This window comes from Flexibacter flexilis DSM 6793, from assembly GCF_900112255.1.
Classification (GTDB): Bacteria; Bacteroidota; Bacteroidia; order Cytophagales; family Flexibacteraceae; genus Flexibacter; species Flexibacter flexilis.
Genome location: NZ_FOLE01000001.1, coordinates 83,859 through 100,834 on the forward strand (window position 1 = coordinate 83,859; position 16,976 = coordinate 100,834).

Annotated in this window: 9 protein-coding genes; 6 read left to right on the forward strand and 3 right to left on the reverse strand. The window is 39.2% G+C overall.

The window, feature by feature from the left end; genetic code table 11:
- Nucleotides 1–80 precede the first annotated feature (80 nt).
- From BM090_RS00315 to BM090_RS00325, 3 genes are all read right to left on the reverse strand, one after another.
- Nucleotides 81–887 carry a PD-(D/E)XK nuclease family transposase gene (locus BM090_RS00315; RefSeq protein WP_091505602.1) on the reverse strand — a complete coding sequence of 269 codons (807 nt, stop codon included), beginning with the start codon at nt 885–887 and terminating at the stop codon, nt 81–83.
- A gap of 328 nt (nt 888–1,215) precedes the next feature.
- Entirely contained in the window at nt 1,216–3,321 is a 2,106-nt protein-coding gene (locus BM090_RS00320; RefSeq protein WP_091505605.1) for a DEAD/DEAH box helicase, read from the reverse strand.
- 1 nt (nt 3,322) lies between these two features.
- The gene (locus BM090_RS00325) at nt 3,323–4,297 is read right to left on the reverse strand and encodes a HamA C-terminal domain-containing protein (protein ID WP_221405313.1); all 975 of its coding nucleotides are present in this window, start codon (nt 4,295–4,297) and stop codon (nt 3,323–3,325) included.
- Nucleotides 4,298–4,740: 443 nt separating this feature from the next.
- Between BM090_RS00325 and BM090_RS00330 the strand changes: the two genes are divergently transcribed.
- From BM090_RS00330 to BM090_RS00355, 6 genes are all read left to right on the forward strand, one after another.
- Nucleotides 4,741–5,796, forward strand: a complete 1,056-nt coding sequence (locus BM090_RS00330; protein ID WP_177199793.1) for an NAD(P)/FAD-dependent oxidoreductase — start codon at nt 4,741–4,743, stop codon at nt 5,794–5,796.
- A gap of 96 nt (nt 5,797–5,892) precedes the next feature.
- Nucleotides 5,893–8,019 carry a hypothetical protein gene (locus BM090_RS00335; protein ID WP_091505610.1) on the forward strand — a complete coding sequence of 709 codons (2,127 nt, stop codon included), beginning with the start codon at nt 5,893–5,895 and terminating at the stop codon, nt 8,017–8,019.
- An 815-nt stretch (nt 8,020–8,834) separates the two neighbouring features.
- Nucleotides 8,835–10,187, forward strand: coding sequence for a cell envelope integrity protein CreD (gene creD / locus BM090_RS00340; protein WP_091507728.1), 1,353 nt, complete (start codon nt 8,835–8,837; stop codon nt 10,185–10,187).
- A gap of 443 nt (nt 10,188–10,630) precedes the next feature.
- Nucleotides 10,631–11,179, forward strand: coding sequence for a tetratricopeptide repeat protein (locus tag BM090_RS00345; RefSeq protein WP_091505613.1), 549 nt, complete (start codon nt 10,631–10,633; stop codon nt 11,177–11,179).
- Between the two features lie 43 nt (nt 11,180–11,222).
- Nucleotides 11,223–12,317 carry a prolipoprotein diacylglyceryl transferase gene (gene lgt / locus BM090_RS00350; RefSeq protein WP_091505615.1) on the forward strand — a complete coding sequence of 365 codons (1,095 nt, stop codon included), beginning with the start codon at nt 11,223–11,225 and terminating at the stop codon, nt 12,315–12,317.
- 338 nt (nt 12,318–12,655) lie between these two features.
- Entirely contained in the window at nt 12,656–16,843 is a 4,188-nt protein-coding gene (locus BM090_RS00355) for a PAS domain S-box protein (protein WP_177199794.1), read from the forward strand.
- The last annotated feature ends 133 nt before the right edge of the window (nt 16,844–16,976 follow it).

The following is a 16,976-nucleotide window of genomic DNA, read 5'->3' on the forward strand; positions in this document are numbered from 1 at the left end:
ACTAAAGTTCAATAAAAATACAAAGCTCCAAGTTTACACGTCCGCCCGCCTTGCCACCAATGCAATGTTAGGCACAGCTTTTAGTCTTTTTTGTTACGCAATGCCTCTATCTGTTCCACTGTTAAGCCTGTCAAATCTGCAATGATTTCATTGCTGTAGCCTTTTGAAATGCCATTTTTCGCAATTTCAAGTTTTGTGTGTTGTTCTGTTTTAGCCAAAACAACTTTTGCAGCCTCTTTGTCTTTAGCCTTTGCCCGTTCTTCTGGGGTCAAATTATCAAAACTTATCAATTCAACTGCCTTTCTAATGCCTTCGTTTTTTGTATTCAAAACAGGCCTTTCAGGACTGTGAATAGACTGATAAATTAAGTCTAACCAATCTCTAATCTGCTGTGGTGTTTCATTGTTTGGGTGATTTGGATTTAAGCAAACAAATTGATGTCCATACAAATCCCTGATTTCGCCTTGTAGGGTTTGCGGATTGAGGTTAAGCAACAAAACCTCATCAAGAATGGGTTTGCCATTTTTCTCGCTAATCTTGTAAGGTGCAGTCAAAACCACAATCACATAAACGGTTCTTTCAATGTTATACTCTTTGCTATTTCTTTGCTGTTCGGCAATGAGCATCAAAAAATAGTGTAGAAATCTGTCAAAATGGTGGTCATATTCTATTCGCTGAATTTCAATACATATTCGTTTGTCTATGCTTTCGGCGAAAATGTCTAATTCAAAATCAACATAACCAATTTTAGGCTCAAACTTCTTTTCGGTTTCTATTTTTTCCACTTCTACTTCAATGCCTAAAATATCGCGGACAAAAGCCTTAAATACGGTTTTATCCGTAAAGGCTTTTTTGAAAATTACTTCGTTGTCTAAGTTGCCAAGCATATTTCATTGGATTAAAGTTCTCTCTAAAGATACAAAATTAGTCCAAAAGTCCTTTGATTGCATTTTGTTGTACAACTTCAATCTGATTTTTATGGTATCTTTGCTATTGCCTCAGATTTTACGCTGTCTTAGGCATACCATTTGTTAAAAATACATTTTGAGCCTGTTTATTTTTACTTTTGTGCCTAACGGAAAAGCATTTGTGCAGGGCGGGGTTTCGGAGTACAAAAGTTCAATCGAAGAACCAAAGTTGAACCTTGCACAAATGTTTCATAGAAGCACTTCAGCCGCCATATTGCCAATACGATGTTAGCGGCTGCTGTTATTGTTATTCGTTTGTTTTAATTCCGTCATAAAAATATTCTAAGATGTACTTATCAAAGTCTGTAAGAGGAACTTTATCAAATACTAAATTTATTCCTATTTCATTAAATAAATTTAATGCACCGTGGATGTCCAACTCTTTGTCATAGAAGTTGATTAGTTTATATTCATGCATTTTTTTTGAAATCATTCTTGGCATTCCAAATTCTTCAAGTTGATAAACAACAGAAGGTAAAAATGCATGTGATGCTAATGATACAAAACTTGAAATATCATAGTTTTTGTCTTTTAATAACTCTTTTTGAAGAATATTTACATCACTTAAAAGTGATGCAAGTTTAAATGTTACTTTCCTTTCAAGTTTGAAAAAATCATCTACACCAATTTCATATTGTTCTAGTTCTTTTAGCATTTGAGGTATAGATTTAAACCAATTGTTTCGCAATATTTTTACAAATTCAACAAAAGGCTTATACTCCGATTCCCAACCACTTGGTTGTAGTTTTATTATTTTATACAACATTCTATCCCAATTTGATGGGTACATAGAGTTTAAATAACCTAAACCATTCCATTCATTGGGATTGAATTTCATATCATAAGCTATCTTTTTTATAAGTTCTGCATCGCTAGATTGGAAAATATTTTCGGCTTGTAGTCTTTCAAGTGTTCCTTGTCCGACAATTTCTGCCATTTCTTCTTTGTATAAAATAATTTTAGCTACTTGTTCTTTAGTTAAATCGTTCACAAATGTCTTTTCATCTAGGTCTCCTAAAATTTGTTCTGGAAAAGGAATGTCAAGTTGTGTTTTTTCTTCTGTTGGTGGTTTGTCAAGAATGTAAATTTTGCCAATGAAATGACGAAACATTCTACCCCCACGCCCCATAATATTTCTGTAAGTAAAATCATTAAGTCTTGCTCGACCTTTTCCACTTCTATTAGCCCAAATAATTACATTTTCGGCAGATGTGTTAACTCCTTCAATAATTGAAGAAGTCGAAACTATTGTGTCAAGCCCTTGTTTTTCCTCAAATAATTTTACTTGTATTTGACTCAATGAACGATGTAGTCTTCCGTTGTGTATTCCTGCACCTCTTTTAACTAGTTTTGTTAAAGACCAATTGAAATCATAATTTTCACTTAGCCAACCTGAAAAATCATTTAATAATTTTCTATCTTTTTCTTGAATACTTGAAAGAAGCAATGTAGAAACGCTTTCAATATTTGTGTACGTTCCTGCATAAACAAGCGTTTTCGTTTGTTTGCTTTCAAGAATTTCTAAAAGGAATTTACTTTTAATACTATCATCATTGTTTATTTGATTGAAATACTCAAATTTCTCAAGATACACTGTATTGAAGTCTAGTGGAAAAAACTCCATCCCTTCTGTAAATGGATTCTGTCCTAGATTGCTAATGTTCGGTGCTAAAAAATATCTTTGCTTTGCGACTTTCCCAAGTTTAAGAATAGCTTTTATTAAAGTAGGTGAACGGTCTGAATCAAATTTTGAACTTGCTTTGTAAAATTCATCAATGATTAAAATGTCAAGTTCTTTTATTTTATCTACATAATTGATGGCTCTTTCTTGTGGAAATATAAAAATGTTTTTTTCGGCAGGTTCTACTTCTGTTGTTGTTATAATCTTGTATTCAGAAGCAAATTTTTTATACAATCTTCTTCTTGTTTCGTCAGTCAATGCAATAGTTGGAACGATAATCAAAACATTTTTAGGCTTTTTGATTTTGATGAAAGCATCAATTACAAAACTTTTTCCAAAACTTGTTGGTGCACTTACCGCTATGTTGTTTCCCTCTAAAAGACGTTTGAGTAGAAAGGATTGTTCACGATGAAGAGTTAGAGGAATTTCTTCTCCTACATCAACCTTAAATGCTTCATAAATAAATCTTTCTTCCCAATTAGAAGTTTCGGGTTCAAGGTATGGGAAAAGACCTGTTTCACGGATTAAGTGATTTACAAGTGGTGTGTATTCAATTTTATGCTCCTCGTGGAAGTCAAGTAATTTTATAAGCTCTTGCCTTGCATCGTTTTCTTTATTCGCAATCAACAAGCCGTTTATGGTTTGACAATGTTCAAATACTGTATTTTCCATATTATTCACGGTGGGCTTTAGCTTTTAAAATAAAAGTATCTACAATTTTCTTTTTGTCAGCAACGGGAAATAAAATGATATGAAAGTTTATTTTCTCATATAGATGAATGCCTTTACATTTTTCAATTTGCTTTTTAAAATATGCAGTTGCTCTGTCTTTGTATGTGTTGATTATATCATTTTTGTATTCATCTGTTAATGTTGTTTGGCTTTTGGTTTGTTTACATTCGTATAAAAGTAAAATTGGGATATTTAAAATTGGTTTTAGATTATCAATACTCTCCTCTTGGGATAAACTTACCTTAATTTTTGCTCTTAATTCAGGTGAAACCTTGTCAAAGTCATTGATGTCGCTAAGATTAGTGATAATGCTGTTTTCCTTTTTTATTTTGTCTAAACTAATAGAGTCATTAACTGATTCTACAATTTTATCAAGTCGTGCATCCTCGATACTGCTGTAAAATTTTGATTCGCCAAACCACAATGAAAATTTGTCATCAGACTCAACAACTATATGAACGCTGTCTGAACCTTTTGCTTCGTCTTTTACGTTTTGCTTGTAAAAAATCTTAGGGACAATAGGCAAGGCTGAATAATAATCTTTCATTATTCCATAAAGAACAATTTCGGCTATTTCACTACCACGTCCGAAAGCTTTTTCGCCTTCAACCAATCTTAATTTTTTAGCTGCTTGGGTTAAAACAGAACCTTCTCCTTTGTCAATTAGAGCTTTTCTTTCACTATGACTTAAAGCTGTTTCTTTTATGTTATCCCAAATGTAGTTTTGAAATTTGTCAAACCTCCAACTGCCATTTTCAAAGTCGTTCAATAACCCAAGAACAAATTTATTGTCCGTTGGTGTTAGGGTATTGTCTAATTTTGCGTTATCAAATATGTCTTTAACTAAAATTTCAAATGTCATTTGTTTGCTTGTTATTTCGGGGTGTTTGCTTACAGTTGCCGCTAACATCTGCATAAACGAACCTCATTGCGTTTATACATTTCTCCCGCAAAATCCTAAACACTGCGAATATTTGCAAATGTTTTTATATTTTATTTTCAAGATGTAATGCAAAAATGCAAAATCACCCTTACCCAAAATTTTCGGCCTTGGTGGGCTATTTTCGGTTTAAACAAATCAGTACAAACACAAGACGTTTCTCGAAGCCAAAAAGGGTGACAAGCCTCCCAACAAAAGTTTTCCACAGAACGACATGCTATTCAGACTTGCCAAGCAAGGTTGTTTTCCTATCAACGGAATTTTTCTTTTTTGTACTTTTGTGCAGTCTTGATGACGTACCGCTAAAATTTGCAGTATGTGATATTTAGATGCAAAGTGTGGCAGAGGGTGTGGTAAATGTATTTAACTTGCCGCCTTCTAATAAGAACACCCGCCAAAGGGTTTGGAATTTTGATAAAATGAGTAATACTTTTTTTGATTATATCATTGTAGGGCAAGGACTTGCAGGGACGACACTTGCGCATTTGTTGCTGGACGAAGGCAAAAAAATACTGGTGTTGGATGATGCGCCCGAACAGTCCTCGTCGTTGGTGGCGGGCGGCCTATACAATCCGCTGACTGGCCAACGCATTACCAAAACGTGGTTTGCCGATGAGATGTTTCCGCTCATTGAGCCATTTTATCAGGATTTGGAGCAAAAACTTCAGGCCAAATTACTGCATCAGTTGCCCATTTATAGGCCGTTTTTGAGCGAGGCGGCCAGCCAATTGGCTTACACACGTCTGCAACCCGCCGACATCGCTCAATACATTGCCCCCGAACCTGACCACGCGCATTTTGGCCAATGGATTAGCAACGAATGGGGCGGCTTTGTTACCAAACATTGCGGCTACGTGGACATGGCTACGCTGATACTGGAAAGCAGACGTTATTTTGAGCAAAAACAATGTTTTCAGCAAGAATTTTTTGATTTTGAAAAATTAGAACTCACTGACAACCAAGTTCAATACAAAGATTGGCGAGCGGAGAAAATTATTTTTTGCGAAGGCTACCACACCCAACAGAACAACCCATTTTTTAAGGATTTGCCCTTTTTGCCCGTGAAAGGCGAGCTGTTGTACATCGAAGCGGATTTGCCCCAAAATATCATTTGGAACAACGGCGAAGTGTTCATTGCGCCACTAAGCAACGGAACTTTTCGGGTAGGAGCTACTTACGAATGGAATTTTCCGCACACACAACCCACAGCCGCCGCCCGCGAAAAGTTGGAAACAGGCTTGAATAATTTGCTGAAAGTACCTTATAAAGTGGTGGCGCATAAGGCAGGTATTCGGCCAGCTATCAAAGGCCGCCGCCCCGTGATGGGCTGCCACCGCGAGCAATCCAATGTACTTATTTTTAATGCGTTAGGCACAAAAGGCATTTCGCATGCGCCTTATTGGGGCAAACATTTTTGTCAATATTTATCCGAAAACACACCGCTACACCCCGAAGTAAACGTACAGCGTTTCTAAAGGTCGGGTAGCACTCAATACAATTTTCATATACAATTAACCTATTTTAATATCTGCTTCACAGTTAAATGTTTGATGGAATATTTGAATTAAGTAATGAAAAAAGTAAAATGTCTGTGGCTTGTTATTGTATTGATAATAAGTCAGTTGCAAGTACAAGCACAAGTTTCTGGTATTTTTAAAGAAATCGTGTTGGAGTCCGACACTAACACCTTCACCAAAAGCCGCAATAGCATCGAGTGGCAAGACGAAAACTATTTGGCTTTTGCCTACACCGACCGCGACCAAACCGTAACCGTGCGGCTTATTCCGTTCAACAATGAAAGTATTGCGTATGTAAAGCTGTTGCCTTCGGCTGATTTTCAGGTAATTGACTCGCTGCGCCATTGGCCAGACGGCTACAAAGCCCGTATCCGATTCGTGGATTTGGCTCGCGCGAACACAACGGCACTCAATTGGGCGTACAAGTTGCATAGCAACGAAAACGAAAATCTGGAAGAAACGAAATTGTTGCCCTATTGCCCAACGTTTTTAGTTTTTCAGCCCCGCGACGAGGATTTGTATGTAGGGGAAGAAAAAATATTTGAGTTGGCCTGCAACCATGCCTACAATGTCCGCGCCGATAACGTTTGGGCAAGTACAGAATATTTTGATTACAAATTGCGCGAAAGCAACAATAACATTTACTTGCATCTTGTGCCAAAAGAGGCTGGTTATAAGCCATTTAAAATAAAAGTGCACACGCAACGCCCCTATGTAACGCGTGGCGGCAAGGTTTCTTACGATTTGCCGAGCTTGGACAAACGTTTTACCATCAAAACTGGCCGACTCACGTACCTAAACGCCGACCGCAAGGAAGTGAGCATGGAAAATCCGTTAGGTAAAGGCATTGAAATACAGTTGGATAATAACCGAAATTTGCAGATTCGCAAAACCTACCGCATCGAAGACCAACAAGAAAGCGGCGGTTCGTTTGTAGGCGAGTTGTACACGCGTAGCGTGCTGAGCAACGACCGTGTTTTGTGCTGGATTCGGCCTTACGCGCTGCACCGATTTTCGGACGGTTATTTGTACATCAAAGACGGCGACGACCCCAAATTTATTACCAACCTCAACATTCGGGACAAAACCCAAATCTCGAAAATAAGTGTGTTGCACGAAGGGGGCGACTGGACGGAAAACCTAAACGTAAATCCCACTGAAACCATTGACGTGAGACTGGAAGGCAAAGGCATGACGGCGGCGTATTTTCAGTTTGGGGAATTGGAAGCCAAGCAAAATTCTTCGTTTGTGGCTGATAATATGCAGGTGTATCGCCTCAAAATTCCGTTGGGGTTGCTGCAACGCCGTATCCCGATTTTACTCAACAAAAAACCGACAGGTTTTGAGTTGCAAGTGCGTGAATTTCAGCGTCCTCACCCTTTGAGTTTTATTAAATTAAACTATGGAGGGCAACAGCCTGTGGCTATCAATACATTGGACAAACCCATTATGCACGACAAAACTTTGCGCGACATGATTTTTTCGTTTAGCCCCGAAAAGCTCGACGACGACGGCAAGATTTACGGCAAACAATATGTTACGCTGGAGGTGAATATTTACAACGTCAAAAAAGATTTGATAGAAACAAAACGCATTGATAATGTGGTAGTTTGCCCCGACGAAACCTCGCCGCGTTTTGCCTTTTACGACACAAAAGACTGCCGTAAAGAACCCCTCAACCTGAATAATTATTTGGCACACAAAACCTACGATTTGCCCGACTGGAGTACGGTAGAAGTAATCGTAAAACACAATACGGGCAAGTACGGACAAGAAGGTTATAACCAAAACATTAGCTTGATTCTACAAAAGCATTATACTTTTGATGTGGAAGTTTCGTTTCCTGCGGGCTTGCTGGTGAAGCGGTTTGACGAGGGCGGCGTAGGCGGTTTGAGTGGCATTAGTACCGCGATTTTGGCGCAATTTAGCTTTTTCAAACCCGACAAAATTCAGAAACCTAAGCCCTTCAAGATTGGGGCGGGTGCGTTGGCCATCAACGCTTTTAACTTCAACGACAATGCCTCTATCAAACGCGATGTAGGATTGGTGGTGCTCGGGTCGGTGTTCCCCACACGCACGGGTTCTAAATTTTCCTTTCCGCTATACGCAGGTTTTGGGTATTTGCTCAATGCCGAACGTTGGTTTACGGTGGTCGGACCTGGTATCCAGATTTCATTTTAGTATTTGCTATCAATACAAAAACGCGCCATTTCACAACCTGAAAAATTGTGAAATGGCGCGTTTATTTTTATAAAATTTAATTGAGTGGGCTAAAATTTCATCGCCGTAATGCAGGCAAATAGTGCTGAATTTGAAAAGGATTGTGGTTTTTACTATTTTCAAATTTATTAAAATAAACCCCAAAAGAATACTTTTTTAGGAGCAAGAAATAAAAAAGCGTAGGCATATATACTAATAATATTTATGCCTGCGTTGTTTAATCGGATTGGGCGCAAACGCTAGCAACTGCATTCAATACAACACTTAAACCTTTATAAATATTCTATCCTCAGATGCCAAAATTTGGCATACAATATTCTTACTTATATCCACAACAACTGCATCAATGTCAGCTACTTATCTTTTATTTTATTTCGGTGTAGCACACCAAAATAAAACATAACAAAAGCAAACAAACATTCCCCCACCCTTATCGAGTAAGCATTGCATTACAGCGTATTAAACCAAAAAAGATTGGGAAAATATCGCGTGATTGGCTATGGCTTTACTGTTCAAAAAGAAAAACAATTTAGTCCATTTAACGTAATTATTGACGGCTTTTATCTTGTTAATCCCTAAAAAATTAACAGAAAATAAAAGCGGTGCACGCTGCGTATTGCCTAAAAAATGGCTCTTATTTTATGATTTTTAAACATTAAAATAACAACAAAATGTTCGTTTTAGGTAGTGCGTTTTTGACTATTTTTACGGTAATCACTGCGCTTTATGTCATTCTTCAATTCCTCAAAAAACCTTATTTATTAAATCACTTCACAATGGAACCCATCAAAGGAAAATTTCAACAATCCCTTAGTTTTAAAGGTGTTACGATTGTTTTGTTAACACTCTGTTTGCTTGTCCCAAGCACCATGATTCAGAATTTAATAGAGGAACGCCAGCAGCGTAGCCACGAAACCATTGAAAAAATTAGCGACAAGTGGAGCCAGTCCCAAACGCTATGCGCACCGCTGCTGATTGTGCCATACACCACCACTCAACTGGACACAAAAAATAATCCTTATAAAGAAGAGCACGTTCTTTATGTTACACCCAAAAATCTGAAAATCACGGCGGCTTTAACCCCCGAAGAACGTCATTATGGCATTTTCAAAGCCATTTTATATAAAAGCAACCTTCATTTTTCGGGCAATTTTGGGGATTTAGATAAACTCAAAATAGAAAAAAGTCAGTTGCATTTTGATAAGGCATACATAGCCGTTGGCCTGACGGATTTGAGAGGCGTAACCCAAAACCCAAGCTTTACCGTAGGCAACAAAACACTGGAAACCACCGTCGGGAAAGGTTCGTTATTTTCGGTGGAAGGGAAAGATGAACGATTAACACCAACCAAAACATTGATTGTGGAGTTAAAAAATGCGTTGTTAGCCGATAGCCTCGCCCCTTCATTTAATTTCGATTATAATATGAAGCTGAACGGCAGTAGCTCGCTCAATTTTATTCCCATTGGCCAACAAACGAGCGTAGTAATTGATGGGCAATGGCAATCACCTTCATTTATTGGTAGTTTTTCGCCTGAATCCACGATTGAAAACGGGCATTTTAAAGCCACTTGGAATATATTAAGTTTCAATCGTGACATTCCGAATACTTGGTCAGACGATACGCCTTCTCTGAGAAATACCTCTTTCGGAGTGAATCTCATCGAAACTGTGAACCATTATCAGCAAAATATGCGTTCGGCCAAATATTCGCTCATGTTTATCATTCTTACATTTATTGTTTTCTTTTTTGTAGAACTTTTTACCTCCAAACCAATTCATTTTTTCCAATATGTGTTGGTCGGAATTGCTTTGGTGCTGTTTTATAGTTTGTTGCTTTCTTTTTCCGAACAAGTCGGATTTAGTTGGGCATATTTGGTAGCAAGTGCGGCTACTATTTCGCTTATTACGGTGTATTTATATTCTTTAATACATCAAAAAGTAGCGACTTTAATTCTGGCAGGCACCATGATTTTGTTGTATTCATTCCTATACATCATTTTACAATTAGAAGATTTTGCTTTATTATTCGGAAGTATTTTCTTATTTGTCATTTTGGGAGTAATTATGTTTGTTTCCAACAAAATAAAGTTGAACCAAACGACAGCAAATCCCGAAACTGAAGCATAATTTAATTGAAATAAACCTTGAGTTTTGCAAGTAGATAATTAATTCAAAAACGCGCCATTTTTCAGAATTTGAACTGAAAAATGGCGCGTTTGGCTACATAACTTCGTAGGAGGATGTCTTTTTAGTATTAGTTGATGATATAGTTTTATTCATTTCTTGATAAATCAAGATGAGCAAATTTTAAAGTTTTGCAGACTTCTTTAGTAAAATAAATCAGCGCACCAAAATTGATTTTATCATGCTGATAATCAGTATTTTTGCATTTCAGATAAATTTACTTTTCGGAGAGAATATCGCCCCAAAAGTACGACGGTTCAAAATTTTGCGTTCCTTTGTATGTCAAATTTGGCAAGTTTCGCGATACCCAACACAATGGGAAGTAGCGGAAATTATTTTTTTATTAAAATAAATTAAACCTTATCAATCAGTATTTTATACCCAATATGAGAAAAATATTTGTAGCTTCTGTCTTGGTGTTTTTGGCGGCTTGTACCCTGACGGAAAAGCAACCAGCAGACCCACGCCAAAAAGCCTTGCAACGCATTGACAGTCTTGAAAATCAGATAAAAAAAGCCATTCAGGCCAAACCCACCGAAACCGATGTTACATTGGCCATGTACATGATAGACGCGTATCAGGTCTATGCCGAAACTTATACGCAAGACACGCTTGCGCCTATTTTTTTGTTCAAAGGGGCACAAATCTACGAAGGTGCTTTGCACGATGTCCCCAAAGCGATGACGTGGTATCAGCAGGTATTTGCACAATACCCCAAAAGCTCGATTCGCCCGATGGCGTTGTTTCATAAGGCCAATGCAATGCAAACATTAGGCGATACAACCAATGCGATCAAAAATTATGAGCGATTTATAAAAATGTATCCGAAGCATGCGTTTGCAGACGATGCGCAAGGGCTTATAACGCTGATCAGACACCCCAATCCTGTGCTAAAAGACATCATGTCCGAAGAGCCTAAGAAAGCAACGAAATAAGTTTGACCTGCAACTATTCTACTATAAATCAATCAATTAAAAAATGAATTTGGACTTTATTCTCTGGACTCCATCGCCCGAAATGTTTTCGCTTGGAGCTATTACAGTTCGCTGGTACGGGCTGTTATTTGCCTCTGGTTTTCTGATTGGTCAGTACATTTTGGCGCATATTTTTGCCAAAGAAGGCAAGCCTGAAGAAGACATTAACGCCGTAACAATGTACATGGTGATTGCCACAGTATTGGGCGCACGTTTGGGACATTGCTTTTTTTACGAACCAGATTATTTTTTGGCGCACCCCATCGAGATTTTCAAAGTATGGAATGGCGGTTTGGCCAGTCATGGCGCGACGGTTGGTATTATTACGGCCTTGTATTTTTATTCGCGTAATCGCAAGGGACAGAGTTTTTTGTGGATTCTTGATCGGATCGTGATTGTGGTGGCTTTGGGTGGCGCATTGATTCGTATGGGCAACCTGATGAACTCTGAAATTGTAGGCCGTCCCAGCAACTCGCCAGTGGCGTTTGTATTCGGTTATGGCGGAAAAGATGTGCTAGAACAACATTTTGGGCAAGTAGTAGAGAAGGTTTCTATCCAAAAAAGCGGCATTTCGCAGGCGCACGCCAACGCGCAAGGCATTGAGCTAAAACCCTTGACCTTGAGTGTACAGTTTAAAGAGGGTGTGTCGCAAGCCCAAGCGCAAGAAGTGGTGAGTCAGATACCGCAGGTGTTAGCGGCTTATGAGGCTTCGCGCGAAGATATAGAAGTAGAAAGCTCCCCAAAAGTTCAGTTTACGCAGGCAGGTACGGCCACGATTGCCAACGTAGAAGCCTACGGCGTGCCTCGTTTGCCTTCGCAGTTGTTTGAGGCGATTTCTACATTTTTGTTGTTTGCGTTTCTGTATTTGATGTGGAACAAGAAAAAAGGCAATACGCCAGAAGGTAGTATTTTTGGATTGTTTGTCGTAATTCTCTTCTCATTACGCTTTATTTATGAATTTTATAAAGAAAATCAAGTCGCATTTGAAGATAAGATGCCATTAAATATGGGACAAATTTTAAGTATTCCAATGGTGGCCATTGGTCTGATCGTATTGTACATGGCTTATACGGGCAAAACAAAGGTAAAAGTCCAATAACATTCTGAACAATCTATATTTAATTCCCCCGATAATGTTTCTATTTTTTTGAATATAATAGAAAAACATTGTCGGGGGTTTTGTGTTTTATGGCAGAAAAAGTTTGTGGGTCTTTATTGAAGAATAATAACAATACAATTATTGTATCCACTGCAAACAAGTGTAACTTTTTTATATAAAAAAAATATTTTATTTGTACTATAAACTTATATCTTGCACATAGTTAGTCATATGACAATATCATTCAGTATTTTTTTGAGTGATAGATGCCCCTTGCCTCAAAACTATTTCTACCAAAGAACACAAATCAAGTAAAACCAAACACACCTCCATCTACTATGAAATTACCTGTTACCTTCATTACACGTAAGCAATTAGTTGCATTTCAAGAAATCCTACAAGAGCGCGACCGTTTACAAGCTGAAACGGAAAAGGCCTCTGAGTTTATACAAAACATCAAGCAAGGAAAATTAGATGGGTCTTTTGACATAGAAGACCAGCAGCTAGATAGTGGCTTGGCTGCTGCGCTCATCAGCATGCAAGAGCAGATGCGCGATATTGCGCAATCAGAAAAAGAACGTAACTGGGCTACGGAGGGTCTGGCTAAGTTCGTGGATATTCTGCGCTCCAACAACGAGAATATCGAAATGCTCTACGACAATATCTTGGATAGCCTTGTCAATTATATTGGGGCAAATCAAGGTGCCTTGTTTTTGGCATTGCACGAATCCAAAAGAGCAAAAACTGCCGAAAGAAAAAACGAGGCGGCTGACTCAGACGAGGAACTAACCGAAATCGAAGACGATATTTATTTGGAGTTGGTGGCGTGCTATGCCTACAGCAAAAAGAAGTTTTTACACAAACGTTTTGATATAGGCGAGGGATTGGCTGGTCAATGTTATTTGGAAAAAGATGCCATTTTCTTGACCGACGTGCCGCCAAGCTACGTGAATATTACCTCTGGTTTGGGCGAGGCTACACCGCGTTGCGTGTTAATTGTGCCGCTCAAGCTCAACGAAAAAATCTTTGGGGTACTGGAACTGGCCAGTTTCGAGATATTACCAAAATTCAAACGAGAGTTTGTAGAAAAATTGGGCGAAAGTATCGCCTCTACGATTTCTAATGCGCAGACCAACGAACGCACACGCCAATTGCTGCATATATCGCAGAAGCAGGCCGCAGATATGCGTGCTTCCGAAGAGGAAATGCGCCAAAACATGGAGGAACTAACTACCACTCAAGAAGATATGCGCCGCAAAGAAATGGAATTGGCGGGCATGTTATCAGCCGTAAATTCTACACTCTGCACCGCAGAATTTAATATGCAAGGCTATGTGCTGGAGAGTAATCGGGCTTTTATGGATTTGCTGGATTATTCTTTGGAAGAAATAAAAGGCAAACATCATCGAATCTTCTTATCTAAAAGCGAGGCGGCTTCCGCAGATTATGCGCATTTCTGGAAAGAATTAGCCGCAGGCCACCAACAACATGGCGACTTTGTAAGGGTAAGCAAATACGGGGAAACTCGTTGGCTAAAAGCTTCTTATACGCCCGTTCCAGATACAAATGGGCACTATTATAAGGTAATTAAACTCGCACAAGACATTACAGAACGTAAACTGGCCGAAATCGAAAGCAAACGTCTTTCGCTGGTGGCCAATAACACGGACAACTCTGTTGTCATTAGCGATGCCGATGGCCGTATTGAATATGTTAATTCGGGTTTTGAGAAAATGACGGGCTATAAATTGGCCGACGTGATTGGTAAAAAACCTGGTGCTTTTTTGCAAGGCGAACTCACGGACAAGAGTACAGTGGCGCGTATTCGTCAGAAAATTACAGCACGTGAGTCTTTTTATGAAGAAATATTAAACTACGATAAAAACGGTCAAACGTACTGGATTTCACTTTCGGTAAACCCTATTTTTGATGAAGAAGACAAGCTCGTTAATTTTGTAGCGGTACAGACCAATATCAACAAAACCAAACAACAAGCCTTAGATTATCGCGGAAAATTACAGGCCATAGACCGTGCTTATGGCGTAATGGAATTTGACCCAGAAGGCTATATTCTGGATGCAAACGAATTGGTTTTGCAGTTGCTGGGCTACGACATTGTTGACCTGAAAGGCCGACACCACCGTATGCTTGTCAAAGAAAAAGAAGCCCGTTCGGAAGCCTATAAAATCTTTTGGGACGCATTAGGCAATCGGGGCGAATATATATCGGGGGAATATTGCCGCCTTACCAAAAATGGTGAAGAAGTTTGGTTTAAGGCCACTTATAGTGCCATATTGGGCTTAGACGGCAAGCCTGCCAAAATTGTTAATTATGTGCAAGATATTACGGAAGCTAAGAAATTAGCCATTGATATTCAGCTCCAAAACGAGCAAATGAAGGCGCAAGAAGAAGAACTTCTCCAGAATATGGAAGAAGTAAAAGCCATTAATGATGAGGTGAAACGCCAAAGTACGGAGCTTCGTGGTATCAATAACGCGCTTAACAAAAACTTGTGCATTATTGAACTGGACTCTAATGGTATGATCATTAATGCCAACCCTAATTTCCTAATGCTATTTGGCTATTCTTTGGAGGAACTTAAAGGCAAGCACCACCGCACTATTGTGTTTCCTGATTATGCCAAAAGCGAAGAATACATTCAGTTTTGGGCAGATTTGGCACGCGGACAAGCACGCGTTGGCGAAATGAAACGCATGGCGCGTGATGGCTCTGAAATTTGGGTGAGTGCTTCTTACAATGCCATTCTGGACGACAATGGCCGCGTAGTCAAAATCGTTAAGTTTGCGCAAGACATCACGCAACGCAAGCGCATGGATTTGGATACCTCCTGCAAACTGGATGCCGTACAACGTGCGTATTGTGTTATTGAATTTGACACAAAAGGGAATGTCCTGACAGCTAATGAGAATTTCCTGAATGCGATGGGGTACATGTTACACGAGATTCAAGGCAGACATCATAGTATGTTCCTCACCGAAAACGAGCGTAACGATGACCGTTATTTATCTTTTTGGGAAAGATTAGGAGAAAAAGGACAGTTTGTAATAGGAGAGTTTCAGCGTGTAACCAAAAGCGGCGAACACGTTTGGCTCAAAGCTACTTACAGCCCCATTCTTGACCTTGACAAAAAGCCTTATAAGGTCGTAAAATATGCGCAAGACATCACCGCCGCCAAGCTACTGGAGTTTGCCAATCATCAGCAGGTAGAAGAGATTCGGGCTCAAGAAGAAGAGTTGCGCCAGAACATGGAAGAGTTGCAGGCCATCAACGAAGACGTAGAACGTCAAACCCTAGAGCTACGTGCCTTATCTCAAGCACTGAATACAACCGTAGCTACGATAGAATTTACGCCAGAAGGAAAAGTACTGACAGCCAACGAAAACTTTCTACAACTCATGGGCTATCGCCTCGAAGAGATACAAGGCAAGCCACATAAACTTTTTGTAGATGGAGATTATGCGCGTAGTGGCGAATATGCTAAATTTTGGGATGATTTGGGATTAGGAAAAGCTCAAATTGGGGAAATGCGACGCATCACAAAAAGTGGTGCGGAAGTTTGGCTCAGTGCTTCTTATACGCCCGTAACCAATGACGAAGGCCAGACATTAAAGGTTATTAAATTTGCTCAAAATATCACAGACAAGAAAAAAGAAGCCCTTGATGTAAGTTGCCAACTCTCGGCCATAGACCGCGCCTATGCCATTATCGAATTTGATACGGATGGTAACATCCTGAAAGCCAACGAAAACTTCTTGGAGGTAATGGAATATAGCCCTGTGGAAATTCAAGGTCGCCACCACCGTATGTTTATCAGCGAAGCAGAACGTAACTCAGAAGAATATCGTGCGTTTTGGGAGCGTTTGGGCAAACGTGGAGAATTTATAGAAGGAGAATTTAAGCGAATCAAAAAAGCGGGAGAAGTAGTTTGGCTCAAAGCCACCTATAACCCGATTCTGGATTTAAAGGGACACCCCTACAAAGTGGTAAAATATGCACAAGATATCACTGCTTCTAAGCAATTAGAAATACAAGCCCAACAGCAATTTGAGGAGCTACAAGCCCAAGAAGAAGAATTGCGCCAAAATCTCGAAGAATTGGAGGCGATTCAGGAATCAGTGTTGGAAAAGCAACGTGAAGTTGAAAGCATTGCACGCAAGTACGAACAGATTTTGGAGGGTTGTGCCGATGCAGTGGTAATGATAGACCAAATCGGCACTATATTGTTCTTCAACGCCTCCGCCGAAAGTCTGTGGGGCTACCAAAGACAAGAGGTGATAGGACAAAACGTGCGTATGCTGATGGGAACAGAACATTCTATCAAGCACGATAGCTATTTGCAAAACTACCACCGCACAGGTCAAGCCAAAGTAATCGGCAAAGGTCGCAAGGTAGATGCTTTGCGCAAAGATGGTAGCAGCGTTCCAATTTTACTTACATTGAGTGAAGCTAAAATATCTGATAATGAGTCTATATTTACATCATTTATCAAAGATTTACGCGAGTAATGACGCACCGTTTTAGTATTTTCTTGCCAAGAGCATACTTAAAAAAATAAAATTTTTCTTGAATTTTATGAGATTGCTCATTACTTTTGTAGCATTAGTGTTTGTTTAGTTGTTTTAAGTATTAGTAGTTAAT

Excerpts from the sequence above, each read along its gene's own strand:
- BM090_RS00315 (WP_091505602.1), bottom strand. The coding sequence starts at position 887 with ATGCTTGGCAACTTAGACAACGAAGTAATTTTCAAAAAAGCCTTTACG.
- BM090_RS00320 (WP_091505605.1), bottom strand. The coding sequence starts at position 3,321 with ATGGAAAATACAGTATTTGAACATTGTCAAACCATAAACGGCTTGTTG.
- BM090_RS00325 (WP_221405313.1), bottom strand. The coding sequence starts at position 4,297 with ATGCAGATGTTAGCGGCAACTGTAAGCAAACACCCCGAAATAACAAGC.
- BM090_RS00330 (WP_177199793.1), top strand. The coding sequence starts at position 4,741 with ATGAGTAATACTTTTTTTGATTATATCATTGTAGGGCAAGGACTTGCA.
- BM090_RS00335 (WP_091505610.1), top strand. The coding sequence starts at position 5,893 with ATGAAAAAAGTAAAATGTCTGTGGCTTGTTATTGTATTGATAATAAGT.
- creD (WP_091507728.1), top strand. The coding sequence starts at position 8,835 with ATGGAACCCATCAAAGGAAAATTTCAACAATCCCTTAGTTTTAAAGGT.
- BM090_RS00345 (WP_091505613.1), top strand. The coding sequence starts at position 10,631 with ATGAGAAAAATATTTGTAGCTTCTGTCTTGGTGTTTTTGGCGGCTTGT.
- lgt (WP_091505615.1), top strand. The coding sequence starts at position 11,223 with ATGAATTTGGACTTTATTCTCTGGACTCCATCGCCCGAAATGTTTTCG.
- BM090_RS00355 (WP_177199794.1), top strand. The coding sequence starts at position 12,656 with ATGAAATTACCTGTTACCTTCATTACACGTAAGCAATTAGTTGCATTT.